11 protein-coding genes are annotated in these 14,839 nt (G+C 71.3%); 6 read left to right on the top strand and 5 right to left on the bottom strand.

Annotation, left to right across the window (positions count from 1 at the left end):
* The 5 genes from murA to hisD are packed head-to-tail and all read left to right on the top strand — an operon-like array spanning position 1 to position 5,244.
* Positions 1-1,263, top strand: a complete 1,263-nt coding sequence (gene murA / locus DWB05_RS04140; RefSeq protein WP_114375300.1) for a UDP-N-acetylglucosamine 1-carboxyvinyltransferase — start codon at positions 1-3, stop codon at positions 1,261-1,263.
* A 40-nt stretch (positions 1,264-1,303) separates the two neighbouring features.
* Positions 1,304-2,473, top strand: coding sequence for an OpgC family protein (locus tag DWB05_RS04145; RefSeq protein WP_114375302.1), 1,170 nt, complete (start codon positions 1,304-1,306; stop codon positions 2,471-2,473).
* Complete coding sequence (locus DWB05_RS04150; protein ID WP_114375304.1) at positions 2,470-3,210, top strand: SGNH/GDSL hydrolase family protein; 741 nt, start codon at positions 2,470-2,472, stop codon at positions 3,208-3,210. Before DWB05_RS04145 ends, DWB05_RS04150 begins: the two co-directional genes overlap by 4 nt.
* Positions 3,211-3,259: 49 nt before the next feature.
* The gene (hisG, locus tag DWB05_RS04155; protein ID WP_456298226.1) at positions 3,260-3,952 is read left to right on the top strand and encodes an ATP phosphoribosyltransferase; all 693 of its coding nucleotides are present in this window, start codon (positions 3,260-3,262) and stop codon (positions 3,950-3,952) included.
* The gene (gene hisD / locus DWB05_RS04160) at positions 3,949-5,244 is read left to right on the top strand and encodes a histidinol dehydrogenase (protein WP_114375309.1); all 1,296 of its coding nucleotides are present in this window, start codon (positions 3,949-3,951) and stop codon (positions 5,242-5,244) included. The genes hisG and hisD overlap by 4 nt, the downstream gene beginning before the upstream one ends.
* Here hisD and DWB05_RS04165 read toward each other — a convergent pair.
* Genes DWB05_RS04165 through DWB05_RS04175 form a run of 3 tightly spaced genes read right to left on the bottom strand, consistent with a single transcriptional unit; the run spans position 5,241 to position 8,194 of the window.
* Complete coding sequence (locus DWB05_RS04165; protein ID WP_114375311.1) at positions 5,241-6,737, bottom strand: tripartite tricarboxylate transporter permease; 1,497 nt, start codon at positions 6,735-6,737, stop codon at positions 5,241-5,243. The genes hisD and DWB05_RS04165 overlap by 4 nt on opposite strands.
* Position 6,738: 1 nt before the next feature.
* Positions 6,739-7,212 (bottom strand): tripartite tricarboxylate transporter TctB family protein, encoded by a 474-nt coding sequence (locus DWB05_RS04170; protein ID WP_157967071.1) that lies wholly within the window; start codon positions 7,210-7,212, stop codon positions 6,739-6,741.
* 4 nt (positions 7,213-7,216) lie between these two features.
* Positions 7,217-8,194 (bottom strand): tripartite tricarboxylate transporter substrate binding protein, encoded by a 978-nt coding sequence (locus DWB05_RS04175; protein ID WP_114375315.1) that lies wholly within the window; start codon positions 8,192-8,194, stop codon positions 7,217-7,219.
* A 132-nt stretch (positions 8,195-8,326) separates the two neighbouring features.
* Between DWB05_RS04175 and DWB05_RS04180 the strand changes: the two genes are divergently transcribed.
* Positions 8,327-12,706: a DUF4011 domain-containing protein gene (locus DWB05_RS04180; RefSeq protein ID WP_114375317.1), complete on the top strand. Its 4,380-nt coding sequence runs from the start codon at positions 8,327-8,329 to the stop codon at positions 12,704-12,706.
* A gap of 15 nt (positions 12,707-12,721) precedes the next feature.
* Here the strand turns inward: DWB05_RS04180 and DWB05_RS04185 are convergent, their stop codons facing one another.
* Together DWB05_RS04185 and DWB05_RS04190 are read right to left on the bottom strand one after the other, a co-directional pair.
* Positions 12,722-13,381: a potassium channel family protein gene (locus DWB05_RS04185; RefSeq protein WP_114375319.1), complete on the bottom strand. Its 660-nt coding sequence runs from the start codon at positions 13,379-13,381 to the stop codon at positions 12,722-12,724.
* Between the two features lie 2 nt (positions 13,382-13,383).
* A complete protein-coding gene (locus DWB05_RS04190) occupies positions 13,384-14,838 on the bottom strand; it encodes a TrkH family potassium uptake protein (RefSeq protein ID WP_114375321.1) in 1,455 nt (484 codons plus the stop codon).
* Between the last annotated feature and the right edge of the window lies 1 nt (position 14,839).

Raw genomic sequence — 14,839 nt, forward strand, 5'->3', positions numbered from 1 at the left:
ATGGACCGGATCAGGATCCGCGGTGGCACCCCGCTCTCCGGCACGATCGCGATCGGGGGGGCGAAGAACGCCGCCCTGCCGCTGATGGCCGCCGGCCTGCTCACCGACGAACGCCTCGTGCTCGACAACGTGCCGCGGCTCGCCGACATCGACACCATGGCGCACCTGCTCACCACCCTCGGCGTGAGCGTGGAGCGTCGCGACAACGACGGCCGGCGCCTCGCCATCGGCGGCGCCATCACCTGCACCGAGGCGCCGTACGACATCGTGCGCAAGATGCGAGCCTCCGTGCTCGTGCTCGGCCCCTTGGTCGCGCGCTGCGGCGAGGCGCGGGTGAGCCTGCCCGGCGGCTGCGCCATCGGCACACGCCCCATCGACCTGCACCTCAAGGGCCTCGAGCAGATGGGGGCGTCCATCACGCTCGAGGGCGGCTACGTGCACGCGCGCGCGCCGAAAGGCCTGAAGGGAGCGCGCATCGTGTTCCCCTTCGTCTCGGTGGGTGCCACCGAGAACCTGCTGATGGCGGCGACACTCGCCGAGGGCGAGACGGTGCTCGCCAACGCCGCGCGCGAACCCGAGATCGAGGATCTCGCGCGCGCCCTCGTTGCCATGGGAGCGCGCATCGACGGCATCGGCACGGATCGGCTCACCATCCGAGGTGTGGCGCGCCTGCACGGCGCCAGCCACACCATCATCCCGGACCGGATCGAGACCGGCACCTATGCCTGTGCGGCCGCCATCACGGGGGGCGAGGTGGTGCTCGCCAACGCGCGGCTCGATCATCTCGGCGCCGTGGTGCGCATCCTGCGCGAGGCGGGGGTGGAGATCAGCGAGGTCGAGGGCGGGTTGTCCGTCAAGCGGCTGAACGGCCTGCACGGGGTGGACGTGATGACCGAGCCCTACCCTGGCTTCCCCACCGACATGCAGGCCCAGTTCATGGCACTGATGTGCGTGGCCGAAGGCGCGGCGATGGTGACCGAGACCATCTTCGAGAACCGCTTCATGCACGTGCCCGAACTGAACCGGATGGGGGCGCGGATCAACGTGCACGGCGCCTCCGCCATCATCCGCGGCGTGCCGGCGATGTCGGGGGCGCCGGTGATGGCGACCGACCTCAGGGCCTCGGTCAGCCTCGTCCTCGCCGGCCTCGCCGCCCGGGGCGAGACGATCGTCAACCGCGTCTACCATCTCGACCGCGGCTACGAGCGCATCGAGCAGAAACTCGCCGCCTGCGGGGCAGCGATCGAACGGATCCCCGGCTGAGCGCGGCCTCGCGGAGGGAGGAGCACCGAGGCGCGCGGGAATGCAGCGGCTGATCCGGCAGAACCGCGACGTCAGGGTCGATTTCTTCCGCGGCTACGCGCTGTTCTGCATCTTCATCGGCCACATCCCCGAGCACGTGCTGTGGGTGATCACCATCCAGGTGCTCGGGCCCTCGGACGCGACCGAGACCTTCATCTTCCTCGCCGGCTATTCGGCCGCCTTCGCCTACGGCCGCGCGCTTGAGCGGCAGGGCTATGCCTACGCCGCGGTCAGCGTGCTGCTGCGCGTGTGGCAGCTCTACGTCACGCACATCTTCATGTTTCTCGCCTTCGTCGGCCAGGTGTCGTGGAGTGCGGCGCGCTTCGCCAACCCGGCCTATGTCGACGAGCAGAACATCGGCGCCTTCCTCGAAACCCCGCACGAGGCGGTGATCGCGGCGCTGACGTTACGCTTCCAACCCGCCTTCATGGACATCTTGCCGCTTTACATCGTCATCCTGCTCATCCTCGTCCCTCTCCTGCCGCTGCTTCGGCGGCCGCTCTGGCTGATCGCCTCTTCGGCACTCCTTTACCTTCTCGTCCGGCTCACCGGCCTCACCTTCACCACCACCACCGGCACCTGGTTCTTCAACCCCCTCGCCTGGCAGTTCCTGTTCATGCTCGGGGCCGCGATCGGTCGGCTCGGCGAGGCCGGGCGGGCGCAACTCGCGCATCTTCGCCCCATCCTGCTGCCGCTCGCCATCCTCGGCGCCGCGGTGGGGCTTGCCATCAGCGCGGTCTGGCGCATCCCCGCCGTCTTCGCGCTGCTGCCCGAGCCGGTGGCAGTCGCGATCTACACGCGCATCGACAAGTCCAGCCTGCACCCGGCCCGGCTGCTGCATTTCCTCTCCGTCGCCTACCTGGTGTCGCAGGTCGTTCGTCCCGGCGCGGCCTGGCTGACGCGGCTGCCGGCGTCCGTGTTCACGCTGATCGGCCAGCACGGACTGCTCGTGTTCTGCATGGGAATCTTCCTCTCCTTCCTGGGCCGACTGATCATGCAAGAGTACGACGCGAGCCTGCCGACCCAGTTCGCCATCGCCGCCGGCGGCCTCGCCCTGTTCGTGGCTTTCTCGGCCCTTCAGGCCTGGTACGACGGCCGGGCTGCGACGCGGACGGCAACCGCCGCTTCGGCCTTGGCGAAGCCAGCCGCGGCTGATAGGCAAGGGGCGTGACGTGGCTCGGCGTCCTCCTCGCCTTTCTCGTGGCCGCGGCGGGGCCGTTGCAGGCCCGGACGGCGGCCTGTGAGGCGCCGAGCGAGCTCACCGCCGCCTCCGACACCTTTCCCAACGCCGCCCGAGCGCTGAAGGACGGCAGGCCGCTGCTGATCCTCGTCATCGGGTCGGGCTCCTCCACGGTCGGCGGCACGTCCGCCCCCGCCAACCTGTATCCGGCGCGGTTGCAGATGGAGCTGCGCGCCCGGCTGCCTTCGGCCGACATCACCGTGACCGTGCGCGGGGGCAGGGGCCTGCTCGCCTCCGACATGCTCGCCCAGCTCGACGAGGCGCTGGCGACCCTCAGGCCGACCATCGTCGTGTGGCAGACGGGAACGGTCGACGCCGTGCGCGGCATCGACCCCGACACCTTCCTCGCCGTCCTCGCCGCCGGGGTGGCGAAGACGGAGGCCGCCAAGATCGACCTCGTGCTGATGGACATGCAGTTCAGCCGTGCGGGGCGGGCGGCGATGAATCTCGGGCCCTATCGGGACGCGATGAAGACGATCGCCGCCACCTCGGCCCACACCACCTTCTTTCCGCGCTACGAACTGATGCGGTATTGGGCGGAAGCGGGGCGCATCGACGTCGAACGCGCGCCGCGGGCCGAGTGGGCCGCGGTGGCTGACCGCCTGCACGCCTGCTTGGCCGAGGTGCTGGCCGAGACCATCGCCGAGGGCATCGCGCTGTCCCGCTGACGGGGCTGGCCGCGGTGCCGCCCCCGGTGCTAACCCACGCGCCGTGAACCTGCCGCTGTCCTCCGCAACCCTGGTTCGGCCCTCGCCCCGCGACGAGACCGTGGTGCTCGCCTTGCCGAAGGGGCGGATCCTCGCCGATCTTGCGCCCGTTCTCGCGCGGGCAGGGATCGAACCGGCCCCGGACTATGCCGACGAGGGAAGCCGCCGCCTGCGCTTCCCGACCAACGACCCCGCCCTCGACGTCGTCCGCGTCCGGCCCTTCGACGTCGCCACCTTCGTCGCCTTCGGCGCGGCGGCGATCGGTGTGGTGGGTTCCGATGTGCTGATGGAGTTCGACTATCCCGAACTCTACGCGCCGCTGGACCTCGGCATCGCGCGCTGTCGCCTCTCCATCGCCGCCCCGCGCGACGGGGTGATCGACGACCCCTCGCGCTGGAGCCACGTGCGGATCGCGAGCAAGTATCCGAACATCGCGCGGAGGCATTTCGCCGCCCGCGGCGTGCAGGCCGAGGTGATCGAACTCTCGGGTGCCATGGAGCTCGCCCCCTCGCTCGGCCTCTCGCGCCTGATCCTCGATCTGGTGCAAACCGGCTCCACGCTGCGCGCGAACGGTCTCGTCGAGATCGAGCATGTCGCCGACGTCTCGGCCCGCCTCATCGTCAACCGTACCGCGCTGAAGACGCGCCCCGAGGTGATCGGCGCCTGGATCGCGCGCTTCCGCGCGGCACTCGCTTCCGGATGACCGGCCCGCGTCGTCTCACCACGGCGGATCCCGGCTTCGAGCCCGCCTTCGCCGCCCTGCTCGCCGACCGCGACGAGCCCGTGCCGGGTATCGCGGAGGCGGTGCGCGGCATCATCGCCGCCGTGCGCGCGGAGGGCGATGCGGCGCTCATCCGCTACACGGAACGGTTCGACCGCGTCTTGCTCTCGCCGGATCGCTTCGCCCTCAGCGAGGGCGAAATCGCGCAGGCTGTCTCCACCGTGCCGGCCGACCTCGCCGCCGCGATCGACCTCGCCGCAAGCCGGATCGAGGCGTTCCACCGCGCCCAGATGCCGTCCGATCTCGCCACGCGCGACGCCGCCGGCGTGCAGCTCGGCCTGCGCTGGCGCCCGCTCGACTCCGTCGGGCTCTACGTGCCGGGCGGCAAGGCGGCCTACCCCTCCTCGGTGCTGATGAACGCGATCCCGGCGCGGGTGGCCGGGGTGGCGCGCATCGCCATGTGCGTGCCGTGCCCGGACGGCGTGGTGAACGCCGCCGTCATCGCCGCCGCACAGCGCGCCGGCGTGCGCGAGATCTACCGAGTGGGGGGCGCGCAGGCGATCGCCGCCCTCGCTTACGGGACGGAGACGATCGCCGCCGTGGATCGCATCGTCGGTCCGGGCAATGCCTATGTCGCGGAAGCGAAACGGCAGGTGTTCGGCGCGGTCGGCATCGACGCCATCGCCGGCCCCTCCGAGGTGCTGGTGATCGCGGATGCGACCGCACGCCCCGAATGGGTGGCGATCGACCTCCTCGCCCAGGCCGAGCACGACGAGGCCGCCCAGGCCGTGCTGGTGACACCCGACCGCGCCTTGGCCGAGGCCGTCGCCGCCGCGGTCGAACGCCTGCTCGCCGAGTTGCCGCGGAGTGCGATCGCGCGGGCTTCCTGGGAGCGTCACGGCGCGATCATCGTCACGCGCGACCTCGACGAGGCGGCCGAGATCGCCAACCGGCTCGCGCCGGAGCACCTCGAACTCGCCGTCGCCGACCCTCCTGCCCTGTTCGCGAAGATCCGCCACGCGGGTGCCGCTTTCCTGGGCCCCTTCGCCCCCGAGGCGGTCGGGGATTACGTCGCCGGACCGAATCACGTGCTGCCCACGGCGCGCACCGCACGCTTCGCTTCGGGGCTTTCGGTGTTCGACTTCCTCAAGCGCACGACTTGGATCGCGGCGGATCGTTCCGCCCTCGCCGCGATCGGCCCTGCCGCCATCAGGCTTGCCGAAGCGGAGGGTCTCGATGCCCATGCGCGCTCGATCGCGCTGCGCCTCGGCTAGGCGGTGACCGTCCGCGGCTTCCGTCGCACGAGCCCCCACAGGATCGCGAGCCACACGAGGGCCGTGATCGCGGCCAGCACGGCGGCGATCGGGCGGGAGACGAAGTAGGCGAGGCTCCCGTCGCCCTTCATCATCGTCGTCATGAAGTGCTTCTCGAACGGATCGCCGAGCACGATGCCGAGGATGGCGGGCGCGATCGGAATGCCGTTCTCCTCCATCGCCCAGGCGAGCACGCCCATCACCGCCATGATGACGAGGGCGAACGGATCGTTGTCGATCGCGAAACTGCCCACCATGCAGAACAGCAGGATCAGCGGCGTGAGCACGGGGCGCGGCACGAGCAGCACCTTGGCGCAGAGCCGGATGGCGACGAGGCCGATCGGGATCATCACCAGGTTGGCGAGCACGAAGGCGAGGAACACCGCCCCGATCTGGCCGGGGTTCATCAGGAAGATGTCGGGGCCCGGCTGGATGCCCTTCATCAGCAAGAGCCCGATCACGATCGCGGTGACGGAATCGCCCGGGATGCCGAACACCAGCGCCGGCACCCAGGCGCCGGCGATCGCGGCGTTGTTCGCCGCCCCGGCATCGACCAGCCCCTCCTCCGACCCCCGCCCGAACTTCTCGGGTTCTTTCGAGAAGCGCTTGCCGACGGCGTAGGAGATCCAGGCCGCGATGTCGGCCCCGGCACCGGGCAGGATGCCGATCGCCGTGCCGATGACGTTGCCGCGCACGAGGTTGACCGGGTGGCGCCGCAGCACTGCACCGGTGCCGCGCAGGATCGAACCGAGCCGCCGCGTCTGCACTTCCGCCGCGGTGCGGATGGTCGGCAGGTTGCGCAGGATCTCGGCGATCGCGAACATCCCCACCATCGCCGGAATGAACGACACGCCCGACAGCAGGTTGGGGATGCCGGCGGTGAAGCGCGGGTAGCCGGAGGTGACGTCCTGCCCGATGGTGGCAATGAAGAGCCCGACGAGGAGCCCCACCGCGCCCTTCAGCGGATCGGGCCCCGCCACCAGCACCGCGCAGGAGAGGCCCAAGGCGACGAGCCAGAAATATTCCACCCCCGAAAAGCGCAGGGCGAATTCGGCGAGCCACGGCGCGAGCAGCACGAGCACCGCCGTGCCGAACAAGCCGCCGATGGCGGAGGCGACGAGGCAGATCCCGAGCGCGAGTTCCGCCCGCCCTTGCTTCGTCAGCGCATAGGCGTCGGCGACATACGCCGCGGAGGCCGGCGTGCCGGGAATGCGCATCAAGGCGGCCGGAATGTCGCCGGCGAAGATCGCCATCGCCGTCGTCATCACCACGGCGGTGAGGGCGGAAACGGGGTCGAGGAAGAAACTGACCGGCACCAAGAGAGCCACCGCCATGGTGGCGGAGAGCCCCGGCATCGCGCCGACGAACAGGCCGAACAACGCCGCCCCGATGCCGACGAGGACGGTCTGCGGCGTGAGGATCAGCGCGAGCGCCTGCGGCAAGGCCTCGATCATGTCAGTAGCGGATCGAAGCGATCAGCCCCAACGGAAGCGGCACGCGCAGCCACTCGGCGAACAGCAGGTGCAGCGCGAGCGGGCCGAGCACGGCGGTGGCCACCGCCAGCCACCAGGAGGCGCCGAAGCGTCGCACCAGCGCGAGCAGCATCACCGCCGCGGTCGGCACGAAGCCGAGCCGCGGCGCCGCCGCGAGGTAGAAACCGATGGCGCCGAGCAGGAGAAGCGCATCGAAGCGCGCGCGCGCCTCGCCGAGCAACGGGCCCGCGGCGATCCAGGGTCCGCGCAGGCCCGCCCGCGCCTCGCGCACGATCAGGCCCGCTCCGCAGGCGGCGAAACCGGCCGCGATCAGCAGAGGGAACAGCGAAGGCCCGAAGGCCTGCCCGGGAACGAGCGGAAAGCCTCGCGCCGTCCAGGCGATCGCCGCCGCCGCGCCGAGGAGCACGATACCCAGCGCGGCGTCGGAAAGCCGCAATGCCTCAGGTCCTCGCCAGACCGAGCGCGCGCATGACCGCGCCGAGATCGCGATCGGACTTCTCGACGAAGGCCGCGAGCTCGGCGGCCGGCATCGGGTTGACGCCGAAGCCGCGCGCCTCCATCGCCGCCTTCCACTGCTCGGTCGCCATCGCCTTCAGCGCCGCCTCCTCGAGCCGACGCGCGATCGCTGCCGGCAACCCCTTCGGCCCCATCACCGAGAGGTAGGAGGCGAGAGTCCAGTCGGAGCCGATCGCCTCCTTCACCGTCGGCACGTCCGGAAAGGCCGGCAGTCGCTGCGGCATCATCACGGCCAGCGAACGGACGCGCCCGGCACGGATCAGCGGTGCCGCCTCGGCGATGCCGCAGGGCACGATGTGCACGCCCCCAGCCACGAGTTCGCGCAGGCCCGAAGCCGCACCGTCGGACGGGATCCAGGGCGCCGCGTCGGGCGGCAGCCCGACCGACTGCAACAGCCCCGCGATCGCAAGGTGCCAGATGCCGCCCTGGCCGGTGCCCGAAGACTTGTAGCGGCCCGGATTGGCGCGGATCGCATCGATCATGTCCTTCAGCGTCCGCCACGGGCTGTCGGCCGCCACCTGAACGCCGGCAGGCACCAGGTTCATCATCGCGATCGGCGTGTAGTCGCGCCAGGTGAGGCGGGTGAGCCCCTGCCAGTGCATCATGCCGATCTCCACCGTGACGGCGCCGATCGTGTAGCCATCGGGCGCCGCCTCGGCGATCGCGCTGTGCCCGACCACGCCGGAACCGCCCGTGCGGTTGACCACGTTCACCGGCTGGCCGAGCTCCCGCTCCATCAGCGCAGCGATGGTGCGCGAGTGGTAGTCGGTGCCGCCACCGGCACCCCACGGCACGATGAACTGGATCGGGCGCACCGGGTAGGCCTGCGCGGAGGCGGGGCGGGCGAGAGCGGCAGCACCGGCGAGGGCGGCGGCGCGACCGAGCGAGCGGCGTGTGAGCATGACGGACGTCTCCCTGTTCGTTCGACGCCTCAGGCGCCGTTGCCGGAAGTGAAGGCCCCTCGCCGCAGCACCGTCAAGCACCCGACGTGCGGAGCGGCTAAACTCGTGCCGCCGAGTTTCAGGGGATGAGGCATGGACGATCCGGTTGTGGCCGCCTTGCGTCGCGCGCAGCGCGAGCTTCTCGACTTCTCCTTGCGCAATCGCCTGCTGTCGCTGCCGGAGCCCGGTCGCAGCGCCGGCGTGGTGCCGATCGTCGGTGAACGCGCCGAAACCGTGTTCGGCCGGCTGGTCGCGGAAGGGAAGGCGATGGGGCTCGCAGCGGCGGAGAACGACGTCGAGGAGCCAACGACAGAGAGCAAGTCCGGCGCGAAAGCGGCGTCCTCTCGCACCCGGCGCCGCGCCATCGCCGCCCCCGGTGCGGCGAGCGTGCCCGACCCCGAAGACCAGATCCTCTCCGCCGGGCTTTCGCCCACCCTGCTCGCGCGCACGCTGACCAGGATCGAGCGCGACTCGCGGAGCTTCATCGACGAGCAGGGTATCAACATCCTCTTCCTCGCCCTGGGCCAGCTCGAGTGGCGCGACGACGGCAACGGCGGGAAGGCGAGACGAGCGCCGCTGGTGCTCGTGCCGTGTCGGCTCGCGCGACGGCATGCGCGCGATGCGTTCCACCTGAGCTGGGACGGGGGCGAGATCGTCGGCAACCTGACGCTCGCTGCCTTCCTCGCCGACCAGTTCAAGCTCAACCTGCCCGAGGCGCCCGATTTCGGCGCCGATGGCTGGACGGCGATCGCCGCCTGGTTCGATGCGGTGGCGAAATCGGTCGCCGAGCGAGGCTTCACCGTCGCGCGCGACGCGATCGCGCTCGGGCTCTTCTCCTTCGCCAAGTTCCTGATGTTCAAGGATCTGGGGCGGGAGGAGATCGCGCGTCACCCGCTCGTGCGCGCCCTCCTCGGCGCCGCCCCGCCGCCGCCGGCCGAAACCTTCCCGGACGATGCCGACATCGACGCGCTGATCCCCGTCGAGCGGCTCGATTTCGTGCTCGATTCGGATGGCAGCCAGACGCTGGCGGCGGAAGCGGTTCGCCGCGGCGGTTCGCTGGTGATCCAGGGGCCGCCGGGTACGGGCAAGAGCCAGGTGATCACGAACGTGATCGCCCAGGCCGTGCTGGACGGGAAGACGGTGCTGTTCGTCGCTGAGAAGCTCGCCGCCCTCGAGGTGGTGCAGCGACGCCTCGCCAGCGTGGGGCTCGGGGCGGCTTGTCTCGCCCTGTACAGCGAGGGTGTGGGCCGTCGTGCGCTGGTGGCGGAGCTGGATGCGACGTTGAAAGCGCCGCGCGCGAAGCCGCCCGATCGGGACGCGGTGATCCGCCCCCTCGGCGCGTTGCGTGGGCGTCTCAATCGCCACGCCGCAGCCATGCACGCGCCGATCCGGGAGACCGGCTGGACGGCGTTCCGCGCCATCGGCGAGGTGGCGCGGCTGAAACAGGCTGGCGTCGCCCCGCCGCCCTTCAAGCTGGAGGCGGCAGGCTGGACGGCGCAGCAGGTGCGCGAAGCAACGCGCCTGGCGCGGGAACTGGCCGAGGCGGCGCGGGCGGCATCGCCCGCCAACAGCGTCTGGCGCGGGGTGTCCGCTTACGCCCTGCCGCCGACGGAACTCGACCGCCTGCCCGCGCGGATCGTCGCCGCGATCGAGGCCGTCGGCGCGCTCGGCCGCCTCGTCGGTGCGGAAGCGACGCGACGCGACGCGGAGGCCGGCTTGGCCGATCTGCGCGCCGCCGCACGCTTCGCCGCCATCAAGGCGCGCGCTCCTGGCGTGTGCGAGACTGCCTGGACCACGCCGGGCCTCGCCGAAGCCCGGGCGGAACTGGCGAAAGGTGGGGGGCTCCTGCGTTCCCTTTCGGCGTCGTATCGTGCCGCCCGCGCGGCGGTGGCGGCGCTCTTCGCCGGCCCCCCTCCCCCCGATCCGCTGCCCGTCCTCGATGCGGTCCTCGAGGGCCAGGCGCTGGTCGCCGAACACCCGGCGGCGGTAGCGACGACGCCGGATCCGGCGCGGGAGAGCGCGCTCGCCGCCGCCCTGGACGGCGTGCGGACCACGCTCGATCCCCTGCTCGCCGATCTCGCGGTCGATCCCCTCTTGGCCTTCGGGGGCGAGGACCCGCCGCTCGGCAGGATCGCGGAGCGGTTGGCGCTCTGGGCCGGCTCGGTCGCCACCCTGCCCGAGTGGCTTGCCTGGTCGCGTCTCGCGGCCGAGGCGCGCGCGGCGGGACTCGCTGCGGTGGCGGATCGTCTCGCCGACGGATCGCTCGCGCCGGAGGATGCTCCCCTCGCCGTCCGCTATGCTCTCGCCGAGTCGTTGCTCGCGGCGGCGATGCGCGCCAACCCATCCCTCGCCGCCTTCGACGGGCCGGCCTTCACCCGCCTGGTCGAAGAGTTCCGAACGGCCGACATCGCCCGGCTCCAGCTCGCCCGCGCCGAGGCCGCCGCCGCCCACGCCGCGCGACTGCGCATCGCCGAGGGCCCCGACTTCATCCGCGAAATGACGGTGCTGCGCGGCGAGATCGCGAAAAAGCGGGGCCACCTGCCGGTGCGCACCCTCCTCGCGCGGGCAGGGCGGCTCGTGCAGCAGATCAAGCCCGTGTTCATGATGAGCCCCCTCTCGGTCGCCGCCTATCTCGACCCGGCAGCGATCGACTTCGACCTGCTGGTGATCGACGAGGCGAGCCAGATCGAACCGGTGGATGCGATCGGCGCCATTGCGCGCGCGCGGCAGATCGTCGTGGTCGGCGACGATCGCCAGATGCCGCCCACCCGCTTCTTCGCGCGCATGACCTCCGACGAGGAGGAACGCGACCCGGCGGAGGAGGAGATGGTGGCCACGAGCGACGTGGAGAGCATCCTCTCCCTCTGCACCGCGCGCGGCTTCCCCAACCAGATGCTGCGCTGGCACTACCGCAGCCGCCACGAGAGCCTGATCGCGGTGTCCAATCGCGCGTTCTACGAGAACCGTCTGCTCGTCATCCCCTCGCCGAAGCCGCGGTCCGGCGATCTCGGGCTCTCGCTCGTGCGAGTCGAGGGCACCTTCGACAGCGGCGGTTCCGGCACGAACGCGGTCGAGGCGCGGGCGGTGGCGGAGGCGGTGATGGCGCATGCGCGCGAACGGCCGCAGGAGACGCTCGGTGTGGCCGCGTTCAGCGTGCGCCAGCGCGATGCGATCCTGGATGCGCTCGAGGCGCTCAGGCGCGAGAGCCCCGAGACGGAGGCCTTCTTCTCCGCCCACCCGCACGAGCCGTTCTTCGTCAAGAACCTGGAGAACGTGCAGGGCGACGAGCGCGACGTCATCTTCATCTCGGTCGGCTACGCGCGCGGACCCGATGGCAAGGTGGCGATGCGCTTCGGCCCGCTCGCGGTGGAAGGGGGGGAACGACGCCTCAACGTGCTGATCACGCGCGCGAAGAAGCGCTGCGTGGTATTCTCCGGCCTGACCGCCGATGACATCGACCTCTCGCGCTCCTCCGCGCGGGGGGTGGCCGTGCTGAAGGAGTTCCTTGCCTTCGCCGCCGGCGGTTCGGTGCAGGCTGCGACCGCACGGCGCGAGGACGGGGATGCTGCGCTGTCGGACGCGATCGCCACCGCCCTCGCCAAGGCGGGGCTCGAGGTCGAACGTCGGGTGGGGCTTGCCGGGCTGTTCGTCGACGTTGCGGTGCGCGATCGTTCCGGCGACGGCTATGGTCTCGGCATCCTGACGGATGGCGACTTCTACGCCTCCGCCCGCTCGGCGCGCGACCGCGACCGGTTGCAGGAAGCGGCACTCGGCATGATGGGCTGGCGGCTGACGCGCTCCTGGGCGGCGGATTGGCTGGTGCGGCCCGAGGCCGAAGCCCGGCGTCTCGCCACCCTCGCAGGGGCTGAGGTCGACGACGCCGCCCCCGCCGATGCGGCCGGCAAAGCGCCCCTCCCGACCACCCTCTCACGCGCCTACGAACCGGCGGCGATCGCGGTGCCGAAGGAGACGCCACCCGAGGCGATGCCCTTCGCGCGGCTGGCGCGCATCCTCGCCGATATCGTGCGCGCCGAAGGGCCGATCCACACCGAGGCGGTGATCGCTCGGGCGCTCGCGCTCTGGGAGGTGGCGAACCCGACCGCGAAGACGCGCGCGGCACTCGAACAGGCGCTGCGTCTCGGCGCCGAACTGGAAGGGCTCGTCGCCGACGGCCCGTTCTGGCGGGCGGAGGGCGGCGAGGTGGTGGTGCGCGACCGCAGCGCCCTCCCACCCGAGTGGCGGCGTCCCGCTTGGCTGCCGCCACAGGAGATCCGCGCCGCCCTGGTCGCCGCGCTCGAGGCGACGGAGGGCGGCGTCGCGGCCGAAGCGCTCGATACGGCGGCGCTGAGGCTGCTCGGCGTGGGCGAGGACGCACGCCCCGCCGTCTCGGCGCAGCGCGCCCTGCTTGCCGCCGAGGGGCGGATCGCCACCCGCGGCGGGCTGGTGTTCGCTGCCGCCCCCGCGCCCGGCTGACGGGATCCGCCGCCCTCAGACCTTGGCCTTGCGCTTGGCGCGCTTGGCCAGCATGTCGTCGTAACGATCCGCCGGCAGAAGGAGCAGGATGCGATCGCCCGGATGCACGGCATCCGTCTCCGAGGGAAGAACGCAGCTTTCGCCGCGGAAGATGGCGAGCGGCTTCACGCCGCGCGGCAGATCCTTCAGGCAGTTGCTGTCGGCATCCTCCTGGGTGGCGACGAAGGTGAACAGCCGGAACCCCGGCGGGATCATCTGCTCCGCCCCCGCCCCCGCCCCACCCTCCAGGCGATCGACGATCGCCTGCGCCATGGTGCGGTCGGGAACCAGGAGCTCGGACAGACCGACCTCGAGGGCGACGTTCTCGAGTTCCGGATCCGAAACCTTCGGCAGCACGCGGGCGAAGCCGACGGACCGGCCGACCAGGGCGGCGAGGATGTTGTCCTGATCCCCACTCGTCAGCGCGATCAGCGCCTCGCACTCCTCTGGGGCCGTCTCGCGCAGGATGGAGGGCCGGTTGCCGTCGCCAGCGACGAAGGCGGCATCGAGCCTCTCACCCAGTTCCTCGATGCGCGCGCGGTTGCGCTCGACGATCACCACCTCATGGCCGCGGCGGATCAGCGCCTGTGCGGTCGCGACCGCAAGATTGGAGGCGCCGACGATCACCACCCGCATGCTCACACTCCCGCACTTTGCCGCCGACCGATCCAGGTTCGGGGATACAGAAGCACGAGCACGGCGACGATTTCGAGCCGCCCCATCAGCATGCCGACGATCAACGCCGCCTTGAACGGCGCCCCGAGACCGTGCGAGGCGACCCCGACCGAGGCGCCACAGGTGGACAGCGCCGAGGCGCAGTCGAACAGGGCATCGACCGGGGCGTGATGGCCGGCGAGCAGGATCGCCCAAAGCATGATCAGCATCAAAGTGAACAGGGTGACCACGGTGGCGGTGCCGCGGATCAGGTCCGCCTCGCCGGAACGCGTGGTGATCACGGCGTGCGGGGCAAGCGCGGTGCGCGCGATCGCATCGCGCACCAGCCTGCCCATGCCGAGCACGCGGAACATCTTGATGCCGCCCGCCGTGGAGGCGGTGTCGCCGCCGAAGATCATCTGCACGATCATGATCAATTTCGATACCGCATCGAGTGATCCGAGGTCGAGCGTCGAGAACCCCGTGGTCGCTTGGCAGGAGAGCGACATCAGGAACGCATCCCACGCCGCCTCGCGCCAGGGCAGGCCCGACAGCCGTGTCATGGTGGCGAACAGGAGCAGGAACCCGACGACGCAAAAGGCGACGAAGGCGCGAAGTTCCGGCGCGCCGAGCACGGCCCGCACCTTCCCGCGCCTCAGCTGCGGCCAGATCAGGAAGGAGACCGCACCGAGTGTGCCGAAGACCATCGCCACCGTCTGCACGGCCCGCCCGCCGACGCCGCCGATCGAGGAGTCGTCGGTCGCGAAGCCGCCGCCGCACACCGCCGTCAAGCCGTGCAGGAGCGCCTCGCCGGGATCGAGCCCGGCCGCCAACAGGGCGAGGACGGCGAGCACCGTCAGCCCGGCGTAGACGATCGCCATCGTCCGCATCCAGGCGCGGGCCCCCAGCATCACCTCCTCCGGGGTGAGCTGATAGGAGAGCCAACGCCCGGCGACCGCCCCGCGCTCCAGCGTGAGGAACAGCGCAAGCAGCACGATCATCAGCCCGCCGGACCACTGTCCCCAGGCGCGTGCAAAGAGGAACGACCAGGGCTTGTTCTCGACGGAATCGAGCGTGGAGAGGCCGGTTGTGGTCACCGCGGAGACGCCCTCGAACACGGCATCGATCAGCGGCACGCCTTCGGCCCACCACGGCAGGGCAAGGGCGAGCGAGCCGAGCAGGAAGGCGCAGACGGAGAGCGCCATCGCCTCGTTGGTCTGCGGCACGGGGGCCGGCTGCCCGCGCGACAGTGCCACCCACAGCGCGAGCAGGATCGCGACGATGGCAGCATGGGCCGCCGCGCCGATCCACTCGCCATCGACGGCGGAGACGAGCACGAGCGGCGCGTTGATGCCGGTCAACAACAGCGCGGCGCGACCGATGAGCCGGCCGAGCACGCGCGGACGGACGGCGAAGGCCAAAGACGCGGTGCTGGCCACC

This window comes from Elioraea thermophila (ex Habib et al. 2022) (genome assembly GCF_003336755.1).
Classification (GTDB): Bacteria; Pseudomonadota; Alphaproteobacteria; order Acetobacterales; family Acetobacteraceae; genus Elioraea; species Elioraea thermophila.

What these genes read in the sequence shown, in the direction of transcription:
- murA (WP_114375300.1), top strand. Translation starts at nt 1, where the DNA reads ATGGACCGGATCAGGATCCGCGGTGGCACCCCGCTCTCCGGCACGATC.
- DWB05_RS04145 (WP_114375302.1), top strand. Translation starts at nt 1,304, where the DNA reads ATGCAGCGGCTGATCCGGCAGAACCGCGACGTCAGGGTCGATTTCTTC.
- hisD (WP_114375309.1), top strand. Translation starts at nt 3,949, where the DNA reads ATGACCGGCCCGCGTCGTCTCACCACGGCGGATCCCGGCTTCGAGCCC.
- DWB05_RS04165 (WP_114375311.1), bottom strand. Translation starts at nt 6,737, where the DNA reads ATGATCGAGGCCTTGCCGCAGGCGCTCGCGCTGATCCTCACGCCGCAG.
- DWB05_RS04175 (WP_114375315.1), bottom strand. Translation starts at nt 8,194, where the DNA reads ATGCTCACACGCCGCTCGCTCGGTCGCGCCGCCGCCCTCGCCGGTGCT.
- DWB05_RS04180 (WP_114375317.1), top strand. Translation starts at nt 8,327, where the DNA reads ATGGACGATCCGGTTGTGGCCGCCTTGCGTCGCGCGCAGCGCGAGCTT.
- DWB05_RS04185 (WP_114375319.1), bottom strand. Translation starts at nt 13,381, where the DNA reads ATGCGGGTGGTGATCGTCGGCGCCTCCAATCTTGCGGTCGCGACCGCA.